The organism is Marinobacter bohaiensis (genome assembly GCF_003258515.1).
GTDB classification, from domain to species: Bacteria; Pseudomonadota; Gammaproteobacteria; order Pseudomonadales; family Oleiphilaceae; genus Marinobacter_A; species Marinobacter_A bohaiensis.
Genome location: NZ_QGEH01000001.1, coordinates 651,458 through 667,373, shown reverse-complemented (window position 1 = coordinate 667,373; position 15,916 = coordinate 651,458). Strand labels below are relative to the sequence as shown.

Genomic DNA, 15,916 nt, shown 5'->3' with positions numbered 1-15,916 from the left:
ATATACTAATGAAGCTAGCCAAACATGAAAAAACAGGAAGCAGCAGGATACCGATGCACCGTGGAAGCGACGGTTGCCGTGGCGGGTGGCAAATGGAAACCGCTGATCATTTACTACTTGTTAAGCGGAACCAAACGATTTGGTGAGCTTCGCAAGCTCATTGGCGGAGTGAGCCAGCGGTCGCTGACGTTGCAGCTTCGAGAACTTGAGACTCATGGCATCGTTTCCCGCGAGGTGTTTGCGGAAGTACCGCCTCGCGTCGAATATTCGCTCACGGACATTGGACTGACGCTTGCCCCGGTACTTGAGGCAATGAAAGAGTGGGGAGACAGCTACGTCATCTGGCAGCAAGCCAGCGGACGGGAAAGCGGGTCTGAATAACCGGCCTTTCCACTCCGGCACGCGGGCACCACCTGACGTTGGCGATCATTCATCGTCCGGCCTCCTCCATTCCAGCCCAACGATGAGTCAGGTTAACCTCTGACACGATGACTGTTTCGTGGATTCATTCAATCCAACGGTGCCTGACAGGTAAATCGTGACCTGCACCCTACAAGCCTGGGAAATAACATGGCCAATCTACGATCCCTGGACCTTAACCTGTTGGTCGTCCTGCATGCTCTGCTCGATGAGCAACACGTCACACGGGCAGCACGACGCCTGGCACTGTCGCAACCTGCCACCAGTAATGCCCTGGAAAGGTGCCGACATATTTTCAATGACCCATTGCTGGAACGCGTCGCCGGCGAGATGCGACTGACCGCCAAGGCCAGATCTCTGCAAGAGCCCCTATCCCAAGCATTAGCTGCGATATCGGCCGTTGTGGAAGCGCCCGAAATCAAACTATCCCAGATTCGTCAGACAGTGCGCCTGGTCATGGCGGATCAGCCAGGCCTGACTGTCATAACAAGCCTTCTATCCCGGCTGAACAGCAGTGCTCCGTTGGTAAACCTCGCGTTACTCCCTTGGCACGGCAGTCAGGATGCCCTTCATCGCCTGGAAAGTGGCGAGGCTGATATTGCTATTTCGACGTTCTCCGCCTTACCGCCAAAGTTTCATCGCATAACTATTGGACAACAGGACTATGTGGTCGCCATGCGTGCCGAGCATCCTGCCAGTCAGGCATTCAACATGGAAAAGTGGTTGGCCTGGCCGCACGTTGTTGTTTCAGGAAAAGGCAGTGTTCGTGGGTCACTGGAAGAAATTCTCGCTCAGCAGGGACAAACACGCCACGTTGGTGCCGTTGTCCCCAGCTTCACGATGGTCGAACCTCTGATAAAAGCATCCGATATGATTGCCACGGCCCCCGTGAATTGCCTCTCCGCCCCTGAATCTCTGGCTATCTTTGACCCACCGATCAAGGTTCCCGGCTTTAGCCTGCACTTGGCCTGGCATACGCGACGAGACGGCGATCCAGTCGTTCAGCATGTGATCAAGACGCTGCAAGGTCTCTTTAGAGCTGAAGGAATACTTCAGGCCCCTGGCTATAAACACGCTTGAAAAAGCGGACATGAATTACTGGCTAGGAGCCACCGGGGACTTGATCCGGTAGCGAAGGAGATCGTTAAGCGATCCCCCAACAGACAACGGCAAACCGCATTGGGTCTCCGTTACTCACCCAGCAGCTGCTCCGTCGTCACCACCTTACAGAACTCATTGTGCAAGCTGGCTAAATGGATGGCGCCAATCTCTTCAGCGCTGTACTCACGACCATCCGGTCCCACCCTGTTGAACGTTGCTGTGGCGTCGGACACCAGCAACGCCTTAAAACCAAGATTTCCGGCCATACGGGTGGTTGTTGATACACAGTGATCGGTCGTCAAACCAACAATAACCAGATTTTCAATGCGTTCAGATCTGAGGTGTGATTCCAGATTCGTCCCAATAAAAGCACTGTTCACAGACTTCTGAAAGACCACTTCGCCCTCGCAAGGCTCGACCTGCCGCTTGAAGGCCACTCCGGACTGATCCGGGCGTAACGGAGAGTTCGCTTCCAGAGAGCAGTGCTGGACGTGAATCACGGGACGCTTGCGCTTCCGCCAGAGACAAAGCAGGCGAGATATATTGGCTTCCGCATTTGGGTTATTCCTTGTCCCCCAGGAAGGGTCGTCAAAACCTTCCTGGACATCAATCAAGAGAAGCGCTGTGTTTGAATCTGGGTGACTATCCACGTTTTTCTCCAATCTTGGTTTGCAGCCTGAAGAGCTGCAAACCGGGTTTAATTCACCGCCCCGGACAGACGACGTTTAACGCCCCCGATCGCTCAAACCGACTGGGGCTCAGACGACACAATCCAGTTTTTTAACTGCTGCGCATAGCGGCTTCCCTCGTGTTTGAGCTCACGTGGAGACAGCCCGTTGGCCCGGTATACGATAAAGGGAGAACTCCAAGCCAAGCCACACCGGTGAGCCATGGCTCGAAGTGGCGCCAGCAATTCGAGCATGGTGAACATATTACGTCCGTTTTTACGGTAGGCCTCTGGCGTGTTGCCGGCTGTTACCGAGATCATTACAGGCAGGCCTTGCAGCCTGCGTCCCTCCGACTCGTAGCTGATGTAGAACATGTGCGTTAACACAGCATCCAGCCATGCCTGCAATATCGCCGGGGTCGCGTACCACTGCATCGGATATTGCAGAACAAGCCGGTCCGCGGCCAGCAACCGATTTACTTCGACGTCAGTGTCGATATCGCCACCGGGATAGATGCGCTGTACATCGACAATTTCAACACCGTCGATGCCGTGAATGGCAGACAAGAGACCAGCATTGGCACGAGAACGCGCGATATCAGGATGAAAAGCCAGAACAAGTGTTTTAGACATGGGATCACTCCGGTTAAAAGGTCCCATTTAGCATTGCCATGCCATAAAAATCTGTCTAATGGATAATCGGCATGCCTCACCATTGATACAGTGAATATCAAAAAAACACAGAAACGGCCCACTCTCCGCGTGTTCATCGCTCGCGGCGCCAGCACAACTCAAGATACCGTGGAACTATGCGACGGCTCAGTTCCCCACCAGCTCGAGAGCCAGCGTTTCAACAAGCTCTGCGGCCGGCCGTGCGCGGGCTAGTGGAGCGCCCTGCCCCGCCCATTGCGCAGCAAACTCGGTATTACCCAGCTTGGCTGCAGCGGCCGCCAATTGTTTGGCCGCGTCATAGGCAACGGGGTAGGCGGGCGGCTCCGGGCTGCCAGCCGCCTCGCCGTATCGCACCAACCGGTTGACGAGGCCCCGGGCCGGACGGCCGGAAAGCACTCGGGTCAGCCGGGTTGTCGCAGCCCGGGTGCTCTTGAGATTCTGACGATAGTGCTCGTTGGCGGAAGACTCCGGGCACATAATAAACGCCGTGCCCAACTGCGCGGCAGACGCGCCCAGGTCGAGCACGGATCGAATGCCCTGCCCATCCATGATCCCGCCTGCGGCGATCACGGGCCGCCGGGCCCTTTTTACCAGCATCCGGACGAGTACGGACGTGGCCAGCCCCTCATCGTTGGCGTCCGGATCAAATATGCCACGATGTCCGCCAGCCTCTATCCCCTGCGCCACTATGGCATCGATGCCGGCCTTCTCAATGAGATCGGCTTCGTACAAATGGGTCGCGGTCGCCATCGTGTAGATGCCAGCCTGCCCCAGGGCCTGGACCCGTTCGGGCGATGGCAATCCGAAGTGAAAACTGACCACCGGTGGGCGCTGCTCAAGCAGCATGTCGAATACGTCTTCGTCTTCCAGGAAGGACGTGTAGATCTCACTGAGCGCCGCAGGGGGTTCAGCGTCGGCCTCTGCGAACAGCGGAACCAGATGCTCCAGCCAGGCGGCTTCGCGTTCCGGGTCGCGTTGGGCGGGGGCGTGGCAAAACACGTTGACGTTGAAGGGGCGGTCCGTCAAAGCACGTGTCACTTCGATTTGTTGACGCCCCTGGTCGGCTGAAACGGCACCGATCCCAATCGATCCCAGGCCGCCCGCGTTGGAGACGGCCGCGGCAAGCTGAGGCGTTGACACCCCGGCCATCGGCGCCTGGACAATCGGAAGGCGGATGCCGAGTCTGGCGACAAGTTCCTGATCGACGTTCATGGCTTTTCCTTCTGGATTTGAGAACAAACTAGATGATATATTTCCTAAAACAGAATATTTGACAGAAAAGATTCTCTCAAGAGGAAAAGCATGGATTCCGAATCACTCCGAATCTTCTGCACTGTGGCTAGCGAGTTGAGCATCACCCATGCCGCCAACCGGCTGGGGCGGGCCCCGTCCAACGTGACCACTCGTATCCAGCAACTGGAAGCGGATTTAGGCGCGGATCTGTTCGTGCGGATCGGAAAGCGATTGTCGCTGTCCGCCGCGGGCGAGGATTTTCTCGGCTATGCGAAACGCATGATGGCCCTTGAAGATGAGGCCCGGCATGTCGTCTCTGGAGGCGTGAACGGCGGTACCCTGCGCATCGGCAGCATGGAGAGCACGGCGGCGAGCCGGTTGCCTTCGGTGCTGGCCGGCTACCACGCCGGTTTCCCGGAGACACGCCTGGAACTGACCACCGGTCCATCGCGCCCGCTGCTTGAGAAGGTGCGTGCCGGCCAGCTTGATTGCGCCTTTATCGCGCTTCCGCAATCCTTTGAGAACGCTTCGGCGCTGGACGACCTGGGACTGACATCCCTAACCCTGTGGTGTGAAGATCTTCGACTACTGCTGCCCGCTCATGAATCCAGTTGCGATCAGGTCGCCGACATTCAGACGCGCTCACTGGCCGCCTTTCCCCAAGGCTGCACCTACCGCAGCATAGCCGAGCATCTGCTCGGAATGGCCGGTTCGACGTCCTGGAAAGTCCAGGAAATGGCCTCCTATCATGCGATAACGGCTTGCGTTGCAGCAGGGGCTAGCGTGGCGCTACTACCCGAGAGTGTGCTGAAGCTGACAAGTACGCCGTCCGACTGCAAAACGCTGCCAGCAGGCCATGCCGACACCCTGCTTGTCTGGCGAGAGGGCTATAACGTTCCCGCTTTTCAGCATCTGATGCAGCAACTGGACGGTGTGCGTCCGTGAACACATCGTCCACCGTGCAATCGGCCCAACGTTCCGACTGGAAATCTGCCATCCAGGCGTCCATGGTTCTGACCATTGGCATGGGCTTCGGCCGCTTTGCCTTTACGGCGATTTACCCACACATGGTGGACGAAGGGGTACTCAGCCTGCGCGGTGGCAGTTTGGCAGCCTCCGCCAATTACGCTGGCTATCTGCTGGGCGCCCTGCTCGCCGTTCGCCTTCGTGCCCACAAAGCCCACTGGTTTTGCCAACTGTCGACCCTGGGCACCGCCCTCTGCCTGGCAGTGCTCGCGCTGCTGACTTCGACCGGAGCAATTGTCGCGGTACGTGGCGTGGCTGGCCTGTTCAGTGCACTGTCCATGGTCGCTGCCTCTCTGTGGCTGCTTGAGCACCGAGGTCATTCATGGGGTGCTCCGCTGCTCTATGCTGGTGTGGGCGTCGGAATTGCCTTGTCGGCGGAGTTGCTGGTAGTGGCAGAATCGTTCGGCCTGGCCAGCGCCGGTATGTGGCTGATACTGGGCTTCGCGGCACTGATCATGGGCCTGGCGGCTGCGCCGGCCTTCCTGACAGGCGATCGTGGTAACAACACACGCCAGGGCTTACGTGAAACGACGCCTTCGAACACCGATACAACCGTCGTTGCAGCCTGGCCGCTCGTCCTGATTTATGGTCTCGCCGGCCTGGGCTATATCGTCACCGCCACCTATCTCCCGACACTGGTCAAAACCGCATTCCCCGATCTGGACCCGGCTCACGTCTGGGCCGTATTCGGACTGGGCGCGGCACCGTCCTGCTATCTCTGGCATCGCGCTCACGAACGGCTGGGAACCCGTCATACCCTGCGCCTTAACCTTATCGTCCAGGCATGTGGTGTCGCCCTGCCTGTTGTTTTGGACTCGGGGGCCGGCTATCTCCTGAGCGCCCTGTTAGTTGGCGGCACGTTCATGGGCACAGTGACCATCGCCATGCCTGCAGCGCAACGTGCGGCGCGTCAGTCCGGCGCCAACCTGCTGGCGACGATGACACTGGCTTACGGCCTCGGTCAGATCATCGGGCCGCTCCTGGCGGACAGTCTGTATGCGCTGAGCCACACCTTCGCCAGCGCCTTGCTGTCCGCCGCCGTTGCCCTGGTCATCGCAACGCTCATAAGTCTTCGTCTATAAACGGTCCTGCAAGATCGATTTCATCTACCAGCGAACGCGTCCCGGGCACCAGACACTCACCTGCACACAAGGAGACACGTACATGCCACTACTCAAGTTCGACCTCATCGAAGGGCGCAGTGAAGAAGAAGTGCGCCAACTCCTGGACGCTGCCCACGAATCGATGGTCCAGGCATTCGAGGTGCCTTCGAGTGATCGCTATCAGTCCGTTACTCAGCACCGCCCCGGCGAACTCATTCTCGAAGACACTGGGCTGGGCTATAGGAGAACAAACGCTGTCGTGTTGCTAAGCGTCGTTTCCCGACCTCGCCCTCAACCCCAGAAGATCAGGTTCTATAAGCTGTTGGCCCAAAAACTGGAAGCAAGCTGTGGCGTTTCTCCTGATGACCTCATTGTCTCCGTTGTCGAGAACACCGACGCCGACTGGTCTTTCGGGCAAGGGCGTGCGCAGTTCCTGACTGGAGAACTCCAGGCGTGAATACAAATGTTGCGCAATAGCGTTGTTCGCCTCAAGCAGGTTGAACGCCCGCTCACGATTCTGGCACAAGCTTTGGTGGGGCTGTTTTGGCTCTGTGCGGGGGTTGAAGTCTACAAACTCTACGTCGCCAGATCGTCGAAAGAACCCGAGTATTTATTCTTCACGATGGGCGGTGGTGTATTCGCAGCGCTACTTTATCTATTTATTGCCTACTTTTGCGCTCTTAAGACCTTCCAGAAGACTTCACCCTCTGAGCGAGTGCCGAAACGGTTCGTCCACATACAGGAAATCGGAGCGATCGTGGTCGCAACTTTCTTTATCTACGCCACCGCAGCTACTGTGTTCGACAATTTAACCCATTAAGGCGAAGAGCAAGGCCGCGAGGAAATATTATTGAAAACCAACTGCGTACTGATTGATCTCGAAAACGTCCAGCCAAACAATCTTGAGCTACTTAAGGGCCACGGGGTTAAGGTCATCGTTTTTGTTGGCTCGAATCAGGTAAAGATCTCATTCGATTTAGCGTGCGACATGCAATCTTGATCTACGCGGCCTCGATCCCTGCCGGTATCGCGCAGTGACGAGACGCCGCCACAGTCTTCCTCACCCGGGCCGCGTCACAACCCCACCCTCCACTCCCCACCGGCAGCATGATGTCGATGGTTTCCATCGCTCCAGGACCTAAACGGCCCCAAAGCGCGGCAAGCCGCAAAGGACGTCGCGCTCGAACAGTCCATGATCAGATCTAATGGATAACTGAAGTTAATTCATTTTTACTCATCGGTAGCCCGACATAAGATAGCCACTGTTCTCAATAGCCGACATCACGAAGGCTACTGAGCGGGAAACGCGGAACACCGCAAGACAGGAAAAGAGTTCAGGTTATATCTCAGGAATCAGGATACCGGGTCGCCATGAGTCACGAGTTCACGTTCGCCATCAAGCGTATTGGTTTCGATGAGCACTATCGCCCATCGGACAGCACGCGCATCACCACCAATTTTGCCAACCTCGCCCGGGGAGACAGGCGCCAGGAGAACCTGCGCGACACGTTGACGATGATCGACAACCGGTTTAATGCCCTCGCGCACTGGGACAACCCAAACGGTGGCCGTTATTCCGTGCGGCATGACATCGTGTCCGTCGACCTGGACATTGAAGGCAATGGCGATACCTTCCCGACGATCGAGATACTGCAAACGACGGTGTTTGATCGCACAACCAACCAGCACATTGAAGGCATTGTCGGGAATAACTTTTCATCCTATGTGCGGGATTACGATTTCAGCATCGCACTGCGGAACCACAACAAGGATCAGCCAGAGTTCAGCGTTCCAGCTAATTTTGGCGATTTGCATGGCAAGCTTTTCAAGCACTTCGTGAACTCCAGTGCTTACACAGAAAACTTCTCCAAGCCGCCCGTCATATGCATCAGCGTGTCGGAGAACAAGACCTATTTCCGCACGGACAACCAGCACCCTGTCCTGGGCTTTGAGTACCGGCCGAACGAATCGTCGCTGACCGAGCGCTACTTCCGGAAAATGGGGCTGAATGTCCGCTATTTCATGCCGCCGAACAGCGTGGCGCCTTTGGCCTTTTTCTTCTTTGGCGATCTGCTTAACGATTACACGAATCTGGAGCTGATTAGCACGATCAGCACCATGGAGACGTTCCAGAGAATCTATCGGCCCGAGATTTACAACGCCAACTCCGAGGCGGGCAAATGCTTTACGCCGAGCCTGAAGCACTCCGACTATTCGTGGACACGGATCAGCTATGATCGAGAGGAGCGCAGTCAGCTCGCGGTCAAGCAGGGCCAGTTCACTGAAGAATACCTTATCGAACCCTACCGGGATGTCCTTGAGCGGTGGGCGGCCCATGACGCTCTTTAACGAACCACAGCAGGCGACCGTATTGACTATGAAAACATTACTACCGACTTCGACGGCGGGCAGCTTACCCAAACCCGCCTGGCTGGCAGAGCCCGAGAAACTCTGGTCCCCCTGGAAGCTGCAAGGTGAGGCTTTGACGGAGGGCAAACAGGATGCCTTGCGTGTGTCCCTGCTCGAACAGCAGTTGGCGGGCATCGATATTGTCAGCGATGGCGAGCAGACGCGGCAGCACTTTGTCACCACGTTTATCGAGCACCTCGACGGCGTTGATTTCGAGAAGCGCGAAACCGTTAAGATCCGTGATCGCTATGACGCGAGCGTGCCGACGGTCGTTGGCGCGGTCAGCCGCCAGAAGCCGGTTTTCGTGGACGATGCCCGTTTCTTGCGCCAGCAAACCCGGCAGCCCATCAAATGGGCCCTGCCAGGCCCGATGACGATGATCGATACGCTGTACGATGCCCATTACAAAAGCCGTGAAAAACTGGCCTGGGAATTCGCCGGAATCCTCAACCAGGAAGCCAAAGAGCTGGAAGCGGCCGGCGTGGACATCATTCAGTTTGACGAGCCCGCGTTCAATGTCTTCTTCGACGAGGTCAACGACTGGGGCGTGGCCACGCTGGAAAGAGCCATTGAAGGGCTCAAGTGCGAAACCGCCGTCCATATTTGCTACGGCTATGGCATCAAGGCCAATACGGATTGGAAAAAGACGCTGGGCGCGGAGTGGCGGCAATATGAAGAGACCTTCCCCAAGCTGCAGGCTTCCGCCATCGATATCGTCTCACTGGAATGCCACAACTCGCATGTGCCGATGGATCTGATCGAGCTCATTCGCGGCAAGAAAGTGATGGTGGGGGCGATCGATGTCGCCACCCATGCCATTGAGACACCGGAGGACGTCGCCGATACGCTGCGACGAGCGCTCCAGTTTGTCGATGCCGACAAGCTCTATCCCTGCACCAACTGCGGTATGGCGCCCTTGCCCCGCCAGCTCGCGAGAGGCAAGTTGAGCGCCTTGAGTGCGGGTGCCGCCATCGTCCGGAAAGAGCTCACCCAGCCGGGCTGAACAAGGCTGACGCCAGCCAACGGCCAGGACCGCTGGGCTTTTCAAGCCCGCAAAACACTCGGAACCTGATAAGACGTCCGAGCGGTACACGATTGCCTGGAATCACCGACTTTCTGGAATCACTGATTTTCTGGAACCACTATGTCACCTCCTCATTCGGCTATCGATCCACTGCGCTTCCGCGAGGCGCTCGGGCACTTCGCGTCCGGCGTCACGGTGATCACCTCACTCGTTGATGACGAGCCGATTGGCTTCACGTGCCAGTCGTTCTACAGCGTGTCGACCAACCCGCCGCTGGTATCGTTCAGCGTGATGTCGAGTTCGTACAGCTACCCCAAAATTCGCCGGGCGGGTCGATTCGCCGTCAATATCCTGTCCGATGAACAGGCCCGGCTTTCCAATCAGTTCGCCCGGCAAGGCGCGGACAAGTGGCTCGGCGTCGAATGGCAGGCATCGCCGCTGCGTAATCCGATCATCGGCGGCAGCCTGCACTGGCTCGACTGCCAGATTCACGCCGAACACGCGGTCGGCGATCACCTGATCGTGATTGGTGAAGTGAAAGCGTTGAACCGGCAGGAAACGGCCGCTACGCAGCCCTTGCTGTATTTCAAAGGGCAGTATCGCGACCTCGCCGCTCATGGCGCCGGTTGATGACTTTCGATCACCCCGATCACCGCGGCCCCCAGTTCTTTCAGGGCGGCATTGCGGGTCTTGAAGTCGGCGTCGGCATCCGAGATGTAGAGGGTGACGATGCGCGGGGCGCCGTCGTCCGGGGTGATCAGCGCCACGATGTTGCGGGTGGTGTCGCCGCTGCCGGACTTGTCGGCGATGTGCCAGCTTGCGGGTGCGTCGTCGCGAAGCAGCGCACCGGTCACGCCGCCGTGACTCATCCACGCCACCAGTTGGTCGCGGGAGTCGGCGGTCAAGGCCTCCCCCAGCAACAGCTTGCTCAGGGTGTCGGACATGGCAACGGGCCGGGTCGTATCCTGGGGGTCGCCCGGTGCACCGGTGTTCAGCGCAGGCTCGTAGCGGTCTGAGCGGGATACCGAATCACCGATGCGGCGCAGGAACCGGGTGACCGACGCCGGGCCGCCCAGGTGTTCGAGCAGCAGGTTGGCGGCGGTGTTGTCGCTCATGTCCAGCGCGGCGTAGCACAGCTCGCCGAGGGTCATGTCCTGCCCCACCTGCTCCTTGGTGACCGGCGCGTAAGACAGGATGTCGTCCTGGCGAACCGGCAGCGGGTCCGCAAGTGACATCGCGCCCTCATCCACCCGCGCCAGTACGGCTCCGCAAATCAGCACTTTGATCGTGCTGTTCATCAGGAAACGCTCGTCCGCGCGGTGTGACCAGGAAAAATCCGAGCCCGTGTCCACAAGCGAGAGGCCAACCCGGGCGTCGAGTTGGTTTTCAACCTTCTCGACGGTATCGGAAAGGCGTTCCAGAGAGGTCTTTGCTACAGCGGCGGTCGTCATGCACAGCCCGAGGGCAAGCCCCAACGCGGTACGAGTCAGAATGGAAGTGCGGGAATGCATCGATGAGTCCTTATTGATGCGGATACAGGTTGTCCAGGTGTACGGCTTCCGGCAGCCGTCGAACGCGCTACCTGGCGTGTTTTCTGGCCCGATGCGCGGCGGCCTTCATCCGGTTGCCGCAGGTGGCCATGCTGCACCAGCGACGACGGTGCGATTTGGTTTGATCGTGGAACAGCAGGACGCAGTCGGAGGCTTCGCACTCCTTCACAAGCTGCAGGTCTTCCTCCGTCAGTAACTCGACCAGAGCCCGCGCCACAGGTTGCAACAGGCTTTCGCTCTGCTGGTCGCGCGGGTACTCCTTTCTCTCAAACACGGCGTCCGTTGGTTCCCATTCGATCCTCTCGATGGGGCGCCCCCGTTCCAGCACCCGGTTGACCGTGCCGGGATCCGCCACTTGACCGTCTTTGGCGGAAGCAATCAACGCCTTCATGTTGTCACGCAATGCCCGGGCGAGTTGCACCAGCCCCTCAGGCGGGCTTTCCAGTTCGTCGGTTAACGCATGGGCCTGCCGTAACCACTCGACGACACTGCCGTCGTCATCCAGGCAATCACGCCGCTCGGCCCCTACGCCGAACTGCGTGTTGATGAAATCGAGAGCGAGGTTGCTTGCGACAAACGGCGGCGTAATTCCTGATGACATACCCAGTAACCTTTAATTTGATATTTGACAGGTTACCCTGAAACCTCATAACCTGCAAAAACACTCATTAACGGTTACCAAGGAGAGCGCTCATGACCCACGACGACCTGACGACGTCCACCCGTTCCGCCGAAGCCCTGCCAACCGGGCGCAAACAGGCTGACGATGCCCACTCACGGGCAACAGCGCAGACCCACTACCGCTACGCGAGCGTAGGCGATGTCAACGTGTTCTACCGGGAAGCCGGAGACCCGGCAGCACCGACGATTCTGCTGTTGCACGGGTTCGCGGCCTCGTCGTACATGTGGCGCGATGTGATCGAAGCCCTCGCCGACAGCTATCACGTGGTTGCCCCGGATTTGCCGGCCTTTGGCTACACGGAGGCGCCGGAACGCGGCCTGTACGAATACACCTTCGCCGGTCTTACAAAGACGATCGATCAGTTTACTGACCAGCTAAAGCTCGACCGTTACGCCATTGCGGTTCATGACTACGGCGCGCCGGTGGGATGGCGTTTGGCCCTGGCCCACCCGTCCAAGGTGACGGCGATCGTTTCGCAGAACGGCAATGCCTATGAAGAAGGCCTTTCAGAAGGGTGGGACCCCATCCGGGCGTACTGGAACAACCCGACGCCGGAGAACCGTGAAGCCCTCAGCGACTTCCCGACGCCGGCGTCCATCCGATGGCAGTACGAGGAAGGAGTCAGCGATACCAGCGCCGTGGCGCCGGACGCCTACACGCTGGAAGGCGCGCATATTTCGCGCCCCGGCATGGCGGACATTCAACTCGACTTGCTGCTGGATTACGCAACCAATGTGGCGAAGTACCCGGAATTTCAGGCCTACTTCCGGGAACACCAACCGCCCTTGCTCGCGGTCTGGGGGGAACACGACCCGTTCTTCCTGCCACCCGGTGCCGAGGCGTGGAAGCGGGATATACCGGAGGCCGACATTCGCTTTTACGACACCGGGCATTTCGCCCTGGAAACCCATGGTGATGTGATCATCCCGGCGATTCGGGCATTCCTGGATAAACACCTGAAAGCCTGACGGGCTGGCAGACGGTGTGGTCGACGGCCAGCGAAACATCGACGCCGGCCACACCGGATGCCCCTGCTCGCCTTCGTGTGCAAACAGCAGAACCGATCTATTTTATGGACACTCATGAACCCCTCCGGACGGTCCAGCGCAGGGGCGTCATAGCCGTTTTAGGATGGAAGATTACGAGTACCTGAACGACAAGGGTCTGGGGGACTATTTCCATCAGGCCGGCGGCCTCGATCCGGCAGTTGTACGAAGAACTGGCCTAGCCGCGTTCCGTCTCAGCCGTCTTTGAGACCGCCCTCCATCACCTCATTCCGGCACACGTCTTCCACCTGGCCTCTCAGCCAGCGGTGGGCGGCGTCCATCTGCTGTCGCGGATGCCACATCTGGGAAATGGTGATCCCGTCGGTTTTGACCGGCAACTCAAACACCCACAGGGCGGCGGTGGCATCGTCGTCGCGTTCGCGGATCAGGAACGACGCCGGCACCAGGGCGATCAGGTCCGAAGCGCGAGCGACGGAGAGCGCGGCGGGAAAGCTCGGCACCGTCGCGGCGACGTGGCGCTCCAGGCCCAGCCCATGCAGCACCTCATCCACCGGCCCCGCCGGACGACCGGAGCGGGACGCCACGATGTGGCCCCATTGCACGTACTGCGCCACCGTAACGCCCTGCCCCCGAGCCAGCGGGTGGCCCTTTCTCACCACACCGACAAACCGGTCGCGGAACAGTGCCTTGACGCGGATTTCCGGCCCCATGTTGCCGACGACGCCGATGTCCAGATCGACCCGCCCGTCCCGGAGCGCGTCGGCGCTTTTTTCCGGTTTGGGCACAAAGCACAGCCGCACGTTGGGCGCGAGCGCGGCGACGCGGGCAATCAGGCTGGCGGCGAAGACGTCAACGAAGCCGTCGTTGGCGCGCAGGGTGAAGGTGCGTTGCAGGGTGGCCGGATCCAGGACGCGGGTGTCGGGCTGGAGAATACCCAGGGCGTCGAAAACCGTGTCGCGCGTGCGCTCGCGGATGGACTCGGCGTAAGGGGTCAGCACCATCCGGCGTCCGGCCCGGACCAGCAGGGGGTCGCCGGTCACCTGGCGCAGACGGGCCAGGGTCCGGCTCATGGCGGACGTGCTCAGGTCCAGGCGACGCGCGGCCCCGGCAACACTCTGCTCCGCCAGCAGCACATCGAGCGCGGTCAACAGGTTCATATCCGGCTGGTTCATGGCTTCTCCGATTCCCCAATGACGCGCCGGTACGCTTTCACTCAGATAAGGCGTTTGCCGCAACCATAAAGTGCAAACGGTGCGTCTTCCGCCATCCATTCTAGCGCTTTATCCTTCACGCATTGCGAATCAGGAGGTTATCGATGGCGTTATTCTCGCAACAGCCCGGCGATGACGGATTGCCTGGGAAAGCCCGCTTGCCGGCCATGCTGGCGGTCATGATCACCACCACCATGAACGTGCTCGACGGCTCGATGATCAACATCGCCCTGCCGGGAATCGCCGCCAACCTGGGAGTGTCGGCATCGAATGCGGTCTGGGTGGCCAATGGCTACCTGCTGGCGGTGGCCATGTCGCTGGCCATTTTCTCGGCGCTGGCCACGCGCATTGGTTTCCGCACCCAGTTTGCCGGCGGGCTGATCGTGTTCACGCTGGCGTCCGCCGGTTGTGCGTTATCGACGTCACTGCCGATGCTGGTCTGCATGCGGGTGATCCAGGGAATCGGGGGCGCGGCGACACTGAGCATCGCCCCGGCCCTGCTGCGACACATCTTCCCCAACCGGTTGCTGGGACGGGTGCTGGGCATCAACGCTGTGCTGATTGCCACCTGCACCGGTGTTGCGCCGGTCATGAGCGGCTCGCTGCTGTCCGTGCTGGGCTGGCCCTGGCTGTTTGCCATCAACCTGCCGCTGGGCGTGCTGGCGGTGGTTCTGGCGATACGCTGCCTGCCAACGCCGGAACGGCGCACCGCAGCGGCCTTCGATAAATCCGGCGCCGTGCTTTCAGCGGTAATGCTGGGTGCGATGATCATGTGCGCCAACACCTTTTCGAAACAGGGCGATGCGGGCAGCGCGTCCTTTGCCCTGCTCTACGGTCTGGTCGCGCTGACCGGCGGCTGGGCCTTTGTCCGGCGACAGCAACGGGCCCCCGAACCGCTGCTTCCGCTGGAGATATTCGCCAATCGCCGCTTCTCCCTCGCGGCGGCCACGTCCATGAGCGCCTTTGTCGCGCAGGGGCTGACCTTCATTGCCTTGCCGTTTCTGTACGAAAGCGTTTACGGGTACAGCGCGTTCGTGTCGGCACTGCTGTTTACGCCCTGGCCGATCGGCATCATCCTGGCGGCGCCCTACGCCGGCCGCCTGGCCGACAGGGTCGCTCCGGCCCTGATTTCCACCCTGGGGCTGGCGGTGTTTGCGGTCGGCCTGATCCTGCTGGCGTTCCTGCCGGATGCACCGGCAACCTGGGATATCGCGCTGCGCAGCCTGATCTGCGGTCTCGGTTTCGGGCTGTTCCAGAGCCCCAACAACCGCGAGATCATGGGCAACGCCTCACGCGAACACAGCAGCTACGCGTCGGGCGTGCTGGCGATCGCGCGAACGTTCGGGCAGAGCCTTGGCGCGGCGATCATCGGTGTCACCCTGTCCCTGGCGGCTCACCTGTCCGACGCCGACACCCCGACCTCCCACCACTCATTAATGCCGGTCCAGGCGGTGCATCTGGGCCTCTGGTTTGCGGTCGCGGCGTCGATGCTGGCCATACTGCTCAGCGCCGGGCGCCTGCGTGTCAGCCTGGCATCGCAGGAGCGGGCCTGAGCGCTTTCGAACACCACCCCGGAACGGAGTCCGGGGCCTGCCGGGCGCCCAAAAACGGGCCACTCCCATCCGGTCACGAGGACTGATGTTTCGTTACGGGGCGCTCGCCCTTTCCTGAAAAGCCGGCAAGCGTGGCGGGTGGATACGAACGGGGCGAGCCGCCCGGCGCCGATAGCGGACACATCGTCGGCCGGCGCCCTTACGACAGACAAACCACACTCAGATCAACACCCTGCCGACCTATTGGCATAAAACCTG

17 protein-coding genes are annotated in these 15,916 nt (G+C 59.6%); 11 read left to right on the top strand and 6 right to left on the bottom strand.

Annotated elements, in window-relative coordinates; all coding sequences use genetic code 11:
* Positions 1–24: 24 nt before the first annotated feature.
* Positions 25–381, top strand: a complete 357-nt coding sequence (locus DKK67_RS02945) for a winged helix-turn-helix transcriptional regulator (RefSeq protein ID WP_111494242.1) — start codon at positions 25–27, stop codon at positions 379–381.
* Between the two features lie 189 nt (positions 382–570).
* Positions 571–1,500 (top strand): LysR family transcriptional regulator, encoded by a 930-nt coding sequence (locus DKK67_RS02940; RefSeq protein ID WP_111494240.1) that lies wholly within the window; start codon positions 571–573, stop codon positions 1,498–1,500.
* 110 nt (positions 1,501–1,610) lie between these two features.
* Here DKK67_RS02940 and DKK67_RS02935 read toward each other — a convergent pair whose 3' ends face one another.
* From DKK67_RS02935 to DKK67_RS02925, 3 genes are all read right to left on the bottom strand, one after another.
* Complete coding sequence (locus DKK67_RS02935; RefSeq protein WP_111496740.1) at positions 1,611–2,171, bottom strand: cysteine hydrolase family protein; 561 nt, start codon at positions 2,169–2,171, stop codon at positions 1,611–1,613.
* 92 nt (positions 2,172–2,263) lie between these two features.
* Complete coding sequence (locus DKK67_RS02930; RefSeq protein WP_111494238.1) at positions 2,264–2,821, bottom strand: NAD(P)H-dependent oxidoreductase; 558 nt, start codon at positions 2,819–2,821, stop codon at positions 2,264–2,266.
* Between the two features lie 186 nt (positions 2,822–3,007).
* Positions 3,008–4,072 carry an NAD(P)H-dependent flavin oxidoreductase gene (locus DKK67_RS02925; RefSeq protein WP_111494236.1) on the bottom strand — a complete coding sequence of 355 codons (1,065 nt, stop codon included), beginning with the start codon at positions 4,070–4,072 and terminating at the stop codon, positions 3,008–3,010.
* A gap of 90 nt (positions 4,073–4,162) precedes the next feature.
* Between DKK67_RS02925 and DKK67_RS02920 the strand changes: the two genes are divergently transcribed.
* The 7 genes from DKK67_RS02920 to DKK67_RS02890 all read left to right on the top strand — a co-directional run bounded on the left by DKK67_RS02920 (position 4,163) and on the right by DKK67_RS02890 (position 10,285).
* Complete coding sequence (locus tag DKK67_RS02920) at positions 4,163–5,038, top strand: LysR family transcriptional regulator (protein ID WP_111494234.1); 876 nt, start codon at positions 4,163–4,165, stop codon at positions 5,036–5,038.
* Positions 5,035–6,201 carry a YbfB/YjiJ family MFS transporter gene (locus tag DKK67_RS02915; RefSeq protein WP_228160495.1) on the top strand — a complete coding sequence of 389 codons (1,167 nt, stop codon included), beginning with the start codon at positions 5,035–5,037 and terminating at the stop codon, positions 6,199–6,201. Before DKK67_RS02920 ends, DKK67_RS02915 begins: the two co-directional genes overlap by 4 nt.
* Before the next feature lie 82 nt (positions 6,202–6,283).
* Positions 6,284–6,679: a tautomerase family protein gene (locus DKK67_RS02910; protein WP_111494232.1), complete on the top strand. Its 396-nt coding sequence runs from the start codon at positions 6,284–6,286 to the stop codon at positions 6,677–6,679.
* Between the two features lie 6 nt (positions 6,680–6,685).
* Positions 6,686–7,042, top strand: coding sequence for a hypothetical protein (locus DKK67_RS02905; protein ID WP_111494230.1), 357 nt, complete (start codon positions 6,686–6,688; stop codon positions 7,040–7,042).
* Positions 7,043–7,593: 551 nt separating this feature from the next.
* Positions 7,594–8,571: a DUF1852 domain-containing protein gene (locus DKK67_RS02900; protein WP_111494228.1), complete on the top strand. Its 978-nt coding sequence runs from the start codon at positions 7,594–7,596 to the stop codon at positions 8,569–8,571.
* A gap of 28 nt (positions 8,572–8,599) precedes the next feature.
* On the top strand, positions 8,600–9,634 hold the full coding sequence (locus DKK67_RS02895; RefSeq protein ID WP_111494226.1) for a methionine synthase: 1,035 nt from the start codon (positions 8,600–8,602) through the stop codon (positions 9,632–9,634).
* Positions 9,635–9,775: 141 nt separating this feature from the next.
* On the top strand, positions 9,776–10,285 hold the full coding sequence (locus DKK67_RS02890; protein WP_111494224.1) for a flavin reductase family protein: 510 nt from the start codon (positions 9,776–9,778) through the stop codon (positions 10,283–10,285).
* Here DKK67_RS02890 and bla read toward each other — a convergent pair.
* Both bla and DKK67_RS02880 read right to left on the bottom strand, forming a co-directional pair.
* Positions 10,270–11,166, bottom strand: coding sequence for a class A beta-lactamase (bla, locus tag DKK67_RS02885; protein ID WP_111494222.1), 897 nt, complete (start codon positions 11,164–11,166; stop codon positions 10,270–10,272). The two genes, DKK67_RS02890 and bla, sit on opposite strands and share 16 nt — an antisense overlap.
* A 67-nt stretch (positions 11,167–11,233) precedes the next feature.
* Positions 11,234–11,806 carry a CGNR zinc finger domain-containing protein gene (locus tag DKK67_RS02880; RefSeq protein ID WP_111494220.1) on the bottom strand — a complete coding sequence of 191 codons (573 nt, stop codon included), beginning with the start codon at positions 11,804–11,806 and terminating at the stop codon, positions 11,234–11,236.
* A 92-nt stretch (positions 11,807–11,898) separates the two neighbouring features.
* On the opposite strand from DKK67_RS02880, the gene DKK67_RS02875 reads away from it, so the two are divergent.
* The gene (locus DKK67_RS02875) at positions 11,899–12,855 is read left to right on the top strand and encodes an alpha/beta fold hydrolase (protein ID WP_111494218.1); all 957 of its coding nucleotides are present in this window, start codon (positions 11,899–11,901) and stop codon (positions 12,853–12,855) included.
* Between the two features lie 272 nt (positions 12,856–13,127).
* Here DKK67_RS02875 and DKK67_RS02870 read toward each other — a convergent pair whose 3' ends face one another.
* A complete protein-coding gene (locus DKK67_RS02870; RefSeq protein WP_111494216.1) occupies positions 13,128–14,066 on the bottom strand; it encodes a LysR family transcriptional regulator in 939 nt (312 codons plus the stop codon).
* Positions 14,067–14,209: 143 nt separating this feature from the next.
* Here DKK67_RS02870 and DKK67_RS02865 point away from each other — a divergent pair, with 143 nt between their 5' ends.
* Positions 14,210–15,658, top strand: a complete 1,449-nt coding sequence (locus DKK67_RS02865; protein ID WP_111494214.1) for an MFS transporter — start codon at positions 14,210–14,212, stop codon at positions 15,656–15,658.
* Positions 15,659–15,916: the final 258 nt, after the last annotated feature.

Bases quoted from the DNA above. Each gene is read 5' to 3' on its own strand.
- DKK67_RS02945 (WP_111494242.1), top strand. From the start codon at position 25: ATGAAAAAACAGGAAGCAGCAGGATACCGATGCACCGTGGAAGCGACG.
- DKK67_RS02940 (WP_111494240.1), top strand. From the start codon at position 571: ATGGCCAATCTACGATCCCTGGACCTTAACCTGTTGGTCGTCCTGCAT.
- DKK67_RS02930 (WP_111494238.1), bottom strand. From the start codon at position 2,821: ATGTCTAAAACACTTGTTCTGGCTTTTCATCCTGATATCGCGCGTTCT.
- DKK67_RS02925 (WP_111494236.1), bottom strand. From the start codon at position 4,072: ATGAACGTCGATCAGGAACTTGTCGCCAGACTCGGCATCCGCCTTCCG.
- DKK67_RS02920 (WP_111494234.1), top strand. From the start codon at position 4,163: ATGGATTCCGAATCACTCCGAATCTTCTGCACTGTGGCTAGCGAGTTG.
- DKK67_RS02910 (WP_111494232.1), top strand. From the start codon at position 6,284: ATGCCACTACTCAAGTTCGACCTCATCGAAGGGCGCAGTGAAGAAGAA.
- DKK67_RS02905 (WP_111494230.1), top strand. From the start codon at position 6,686: ATGTTGCGCAATAGCGTTGTTCGCCTCAAGCAGGTTGAACGCCCGCTC.
- DKK67_RS02900 (WP_111494228.1), top strand. From the start codon at position 7,594: ATGAGTCACGAGTTCACGTTCGCCATCAAGCGTATTGGTTTCGATGAG.
- DKK67_RS02895 (WP_111494226.1), top strand. From the start codon at position 8,600: ATGAAAACATTACTACCGACTTCGACGGCGGGCAGCTTACCCAAACCC.
- DKK67_RS02890 (WP_111494224.1), top strand. From the start codon at position 9,776: ATGTCACCTCCTCATTCGGCTATCGATCCACTGCGCTTCCGCGAGGCG.
- bla (WP_111494222.1), bottom strand. From the start codon at position 11,166: ATGCATTCCCGCACTTCCATTCTGACTCGTACCGCGTTGGGGCTTGCC.
- DKK67_RS02880 (WP_111494220.1), bottom strand. From the start codon at position 11,806: ATGTCATCAGGAATTACGCCGCCGTTTGTCGCAAGCAACCTCGCTCTC.
- DKK67_RS02875 (WP_111494218.1), top strand. From the start codon at position 11,899: ATGACCCACGACGACCTGACGACGTCCACCCGTTCCGCCGAAGCCCTG.
- DKK67_RS02870 (WP_111494216.1), bottom strand. From the start codon at position 14,066: ATGAACCAGCCGGATATGAACCTGTTGACCGCGCTCGATGTGCTGCTG.
- DKK67_RS02865 (WP_111494214.1), top strand. From the start codon at position 14,210: ATGGCGTTATTCTCGCAACAGCCCGGCGATGACGGATTGCCTGGGAAA.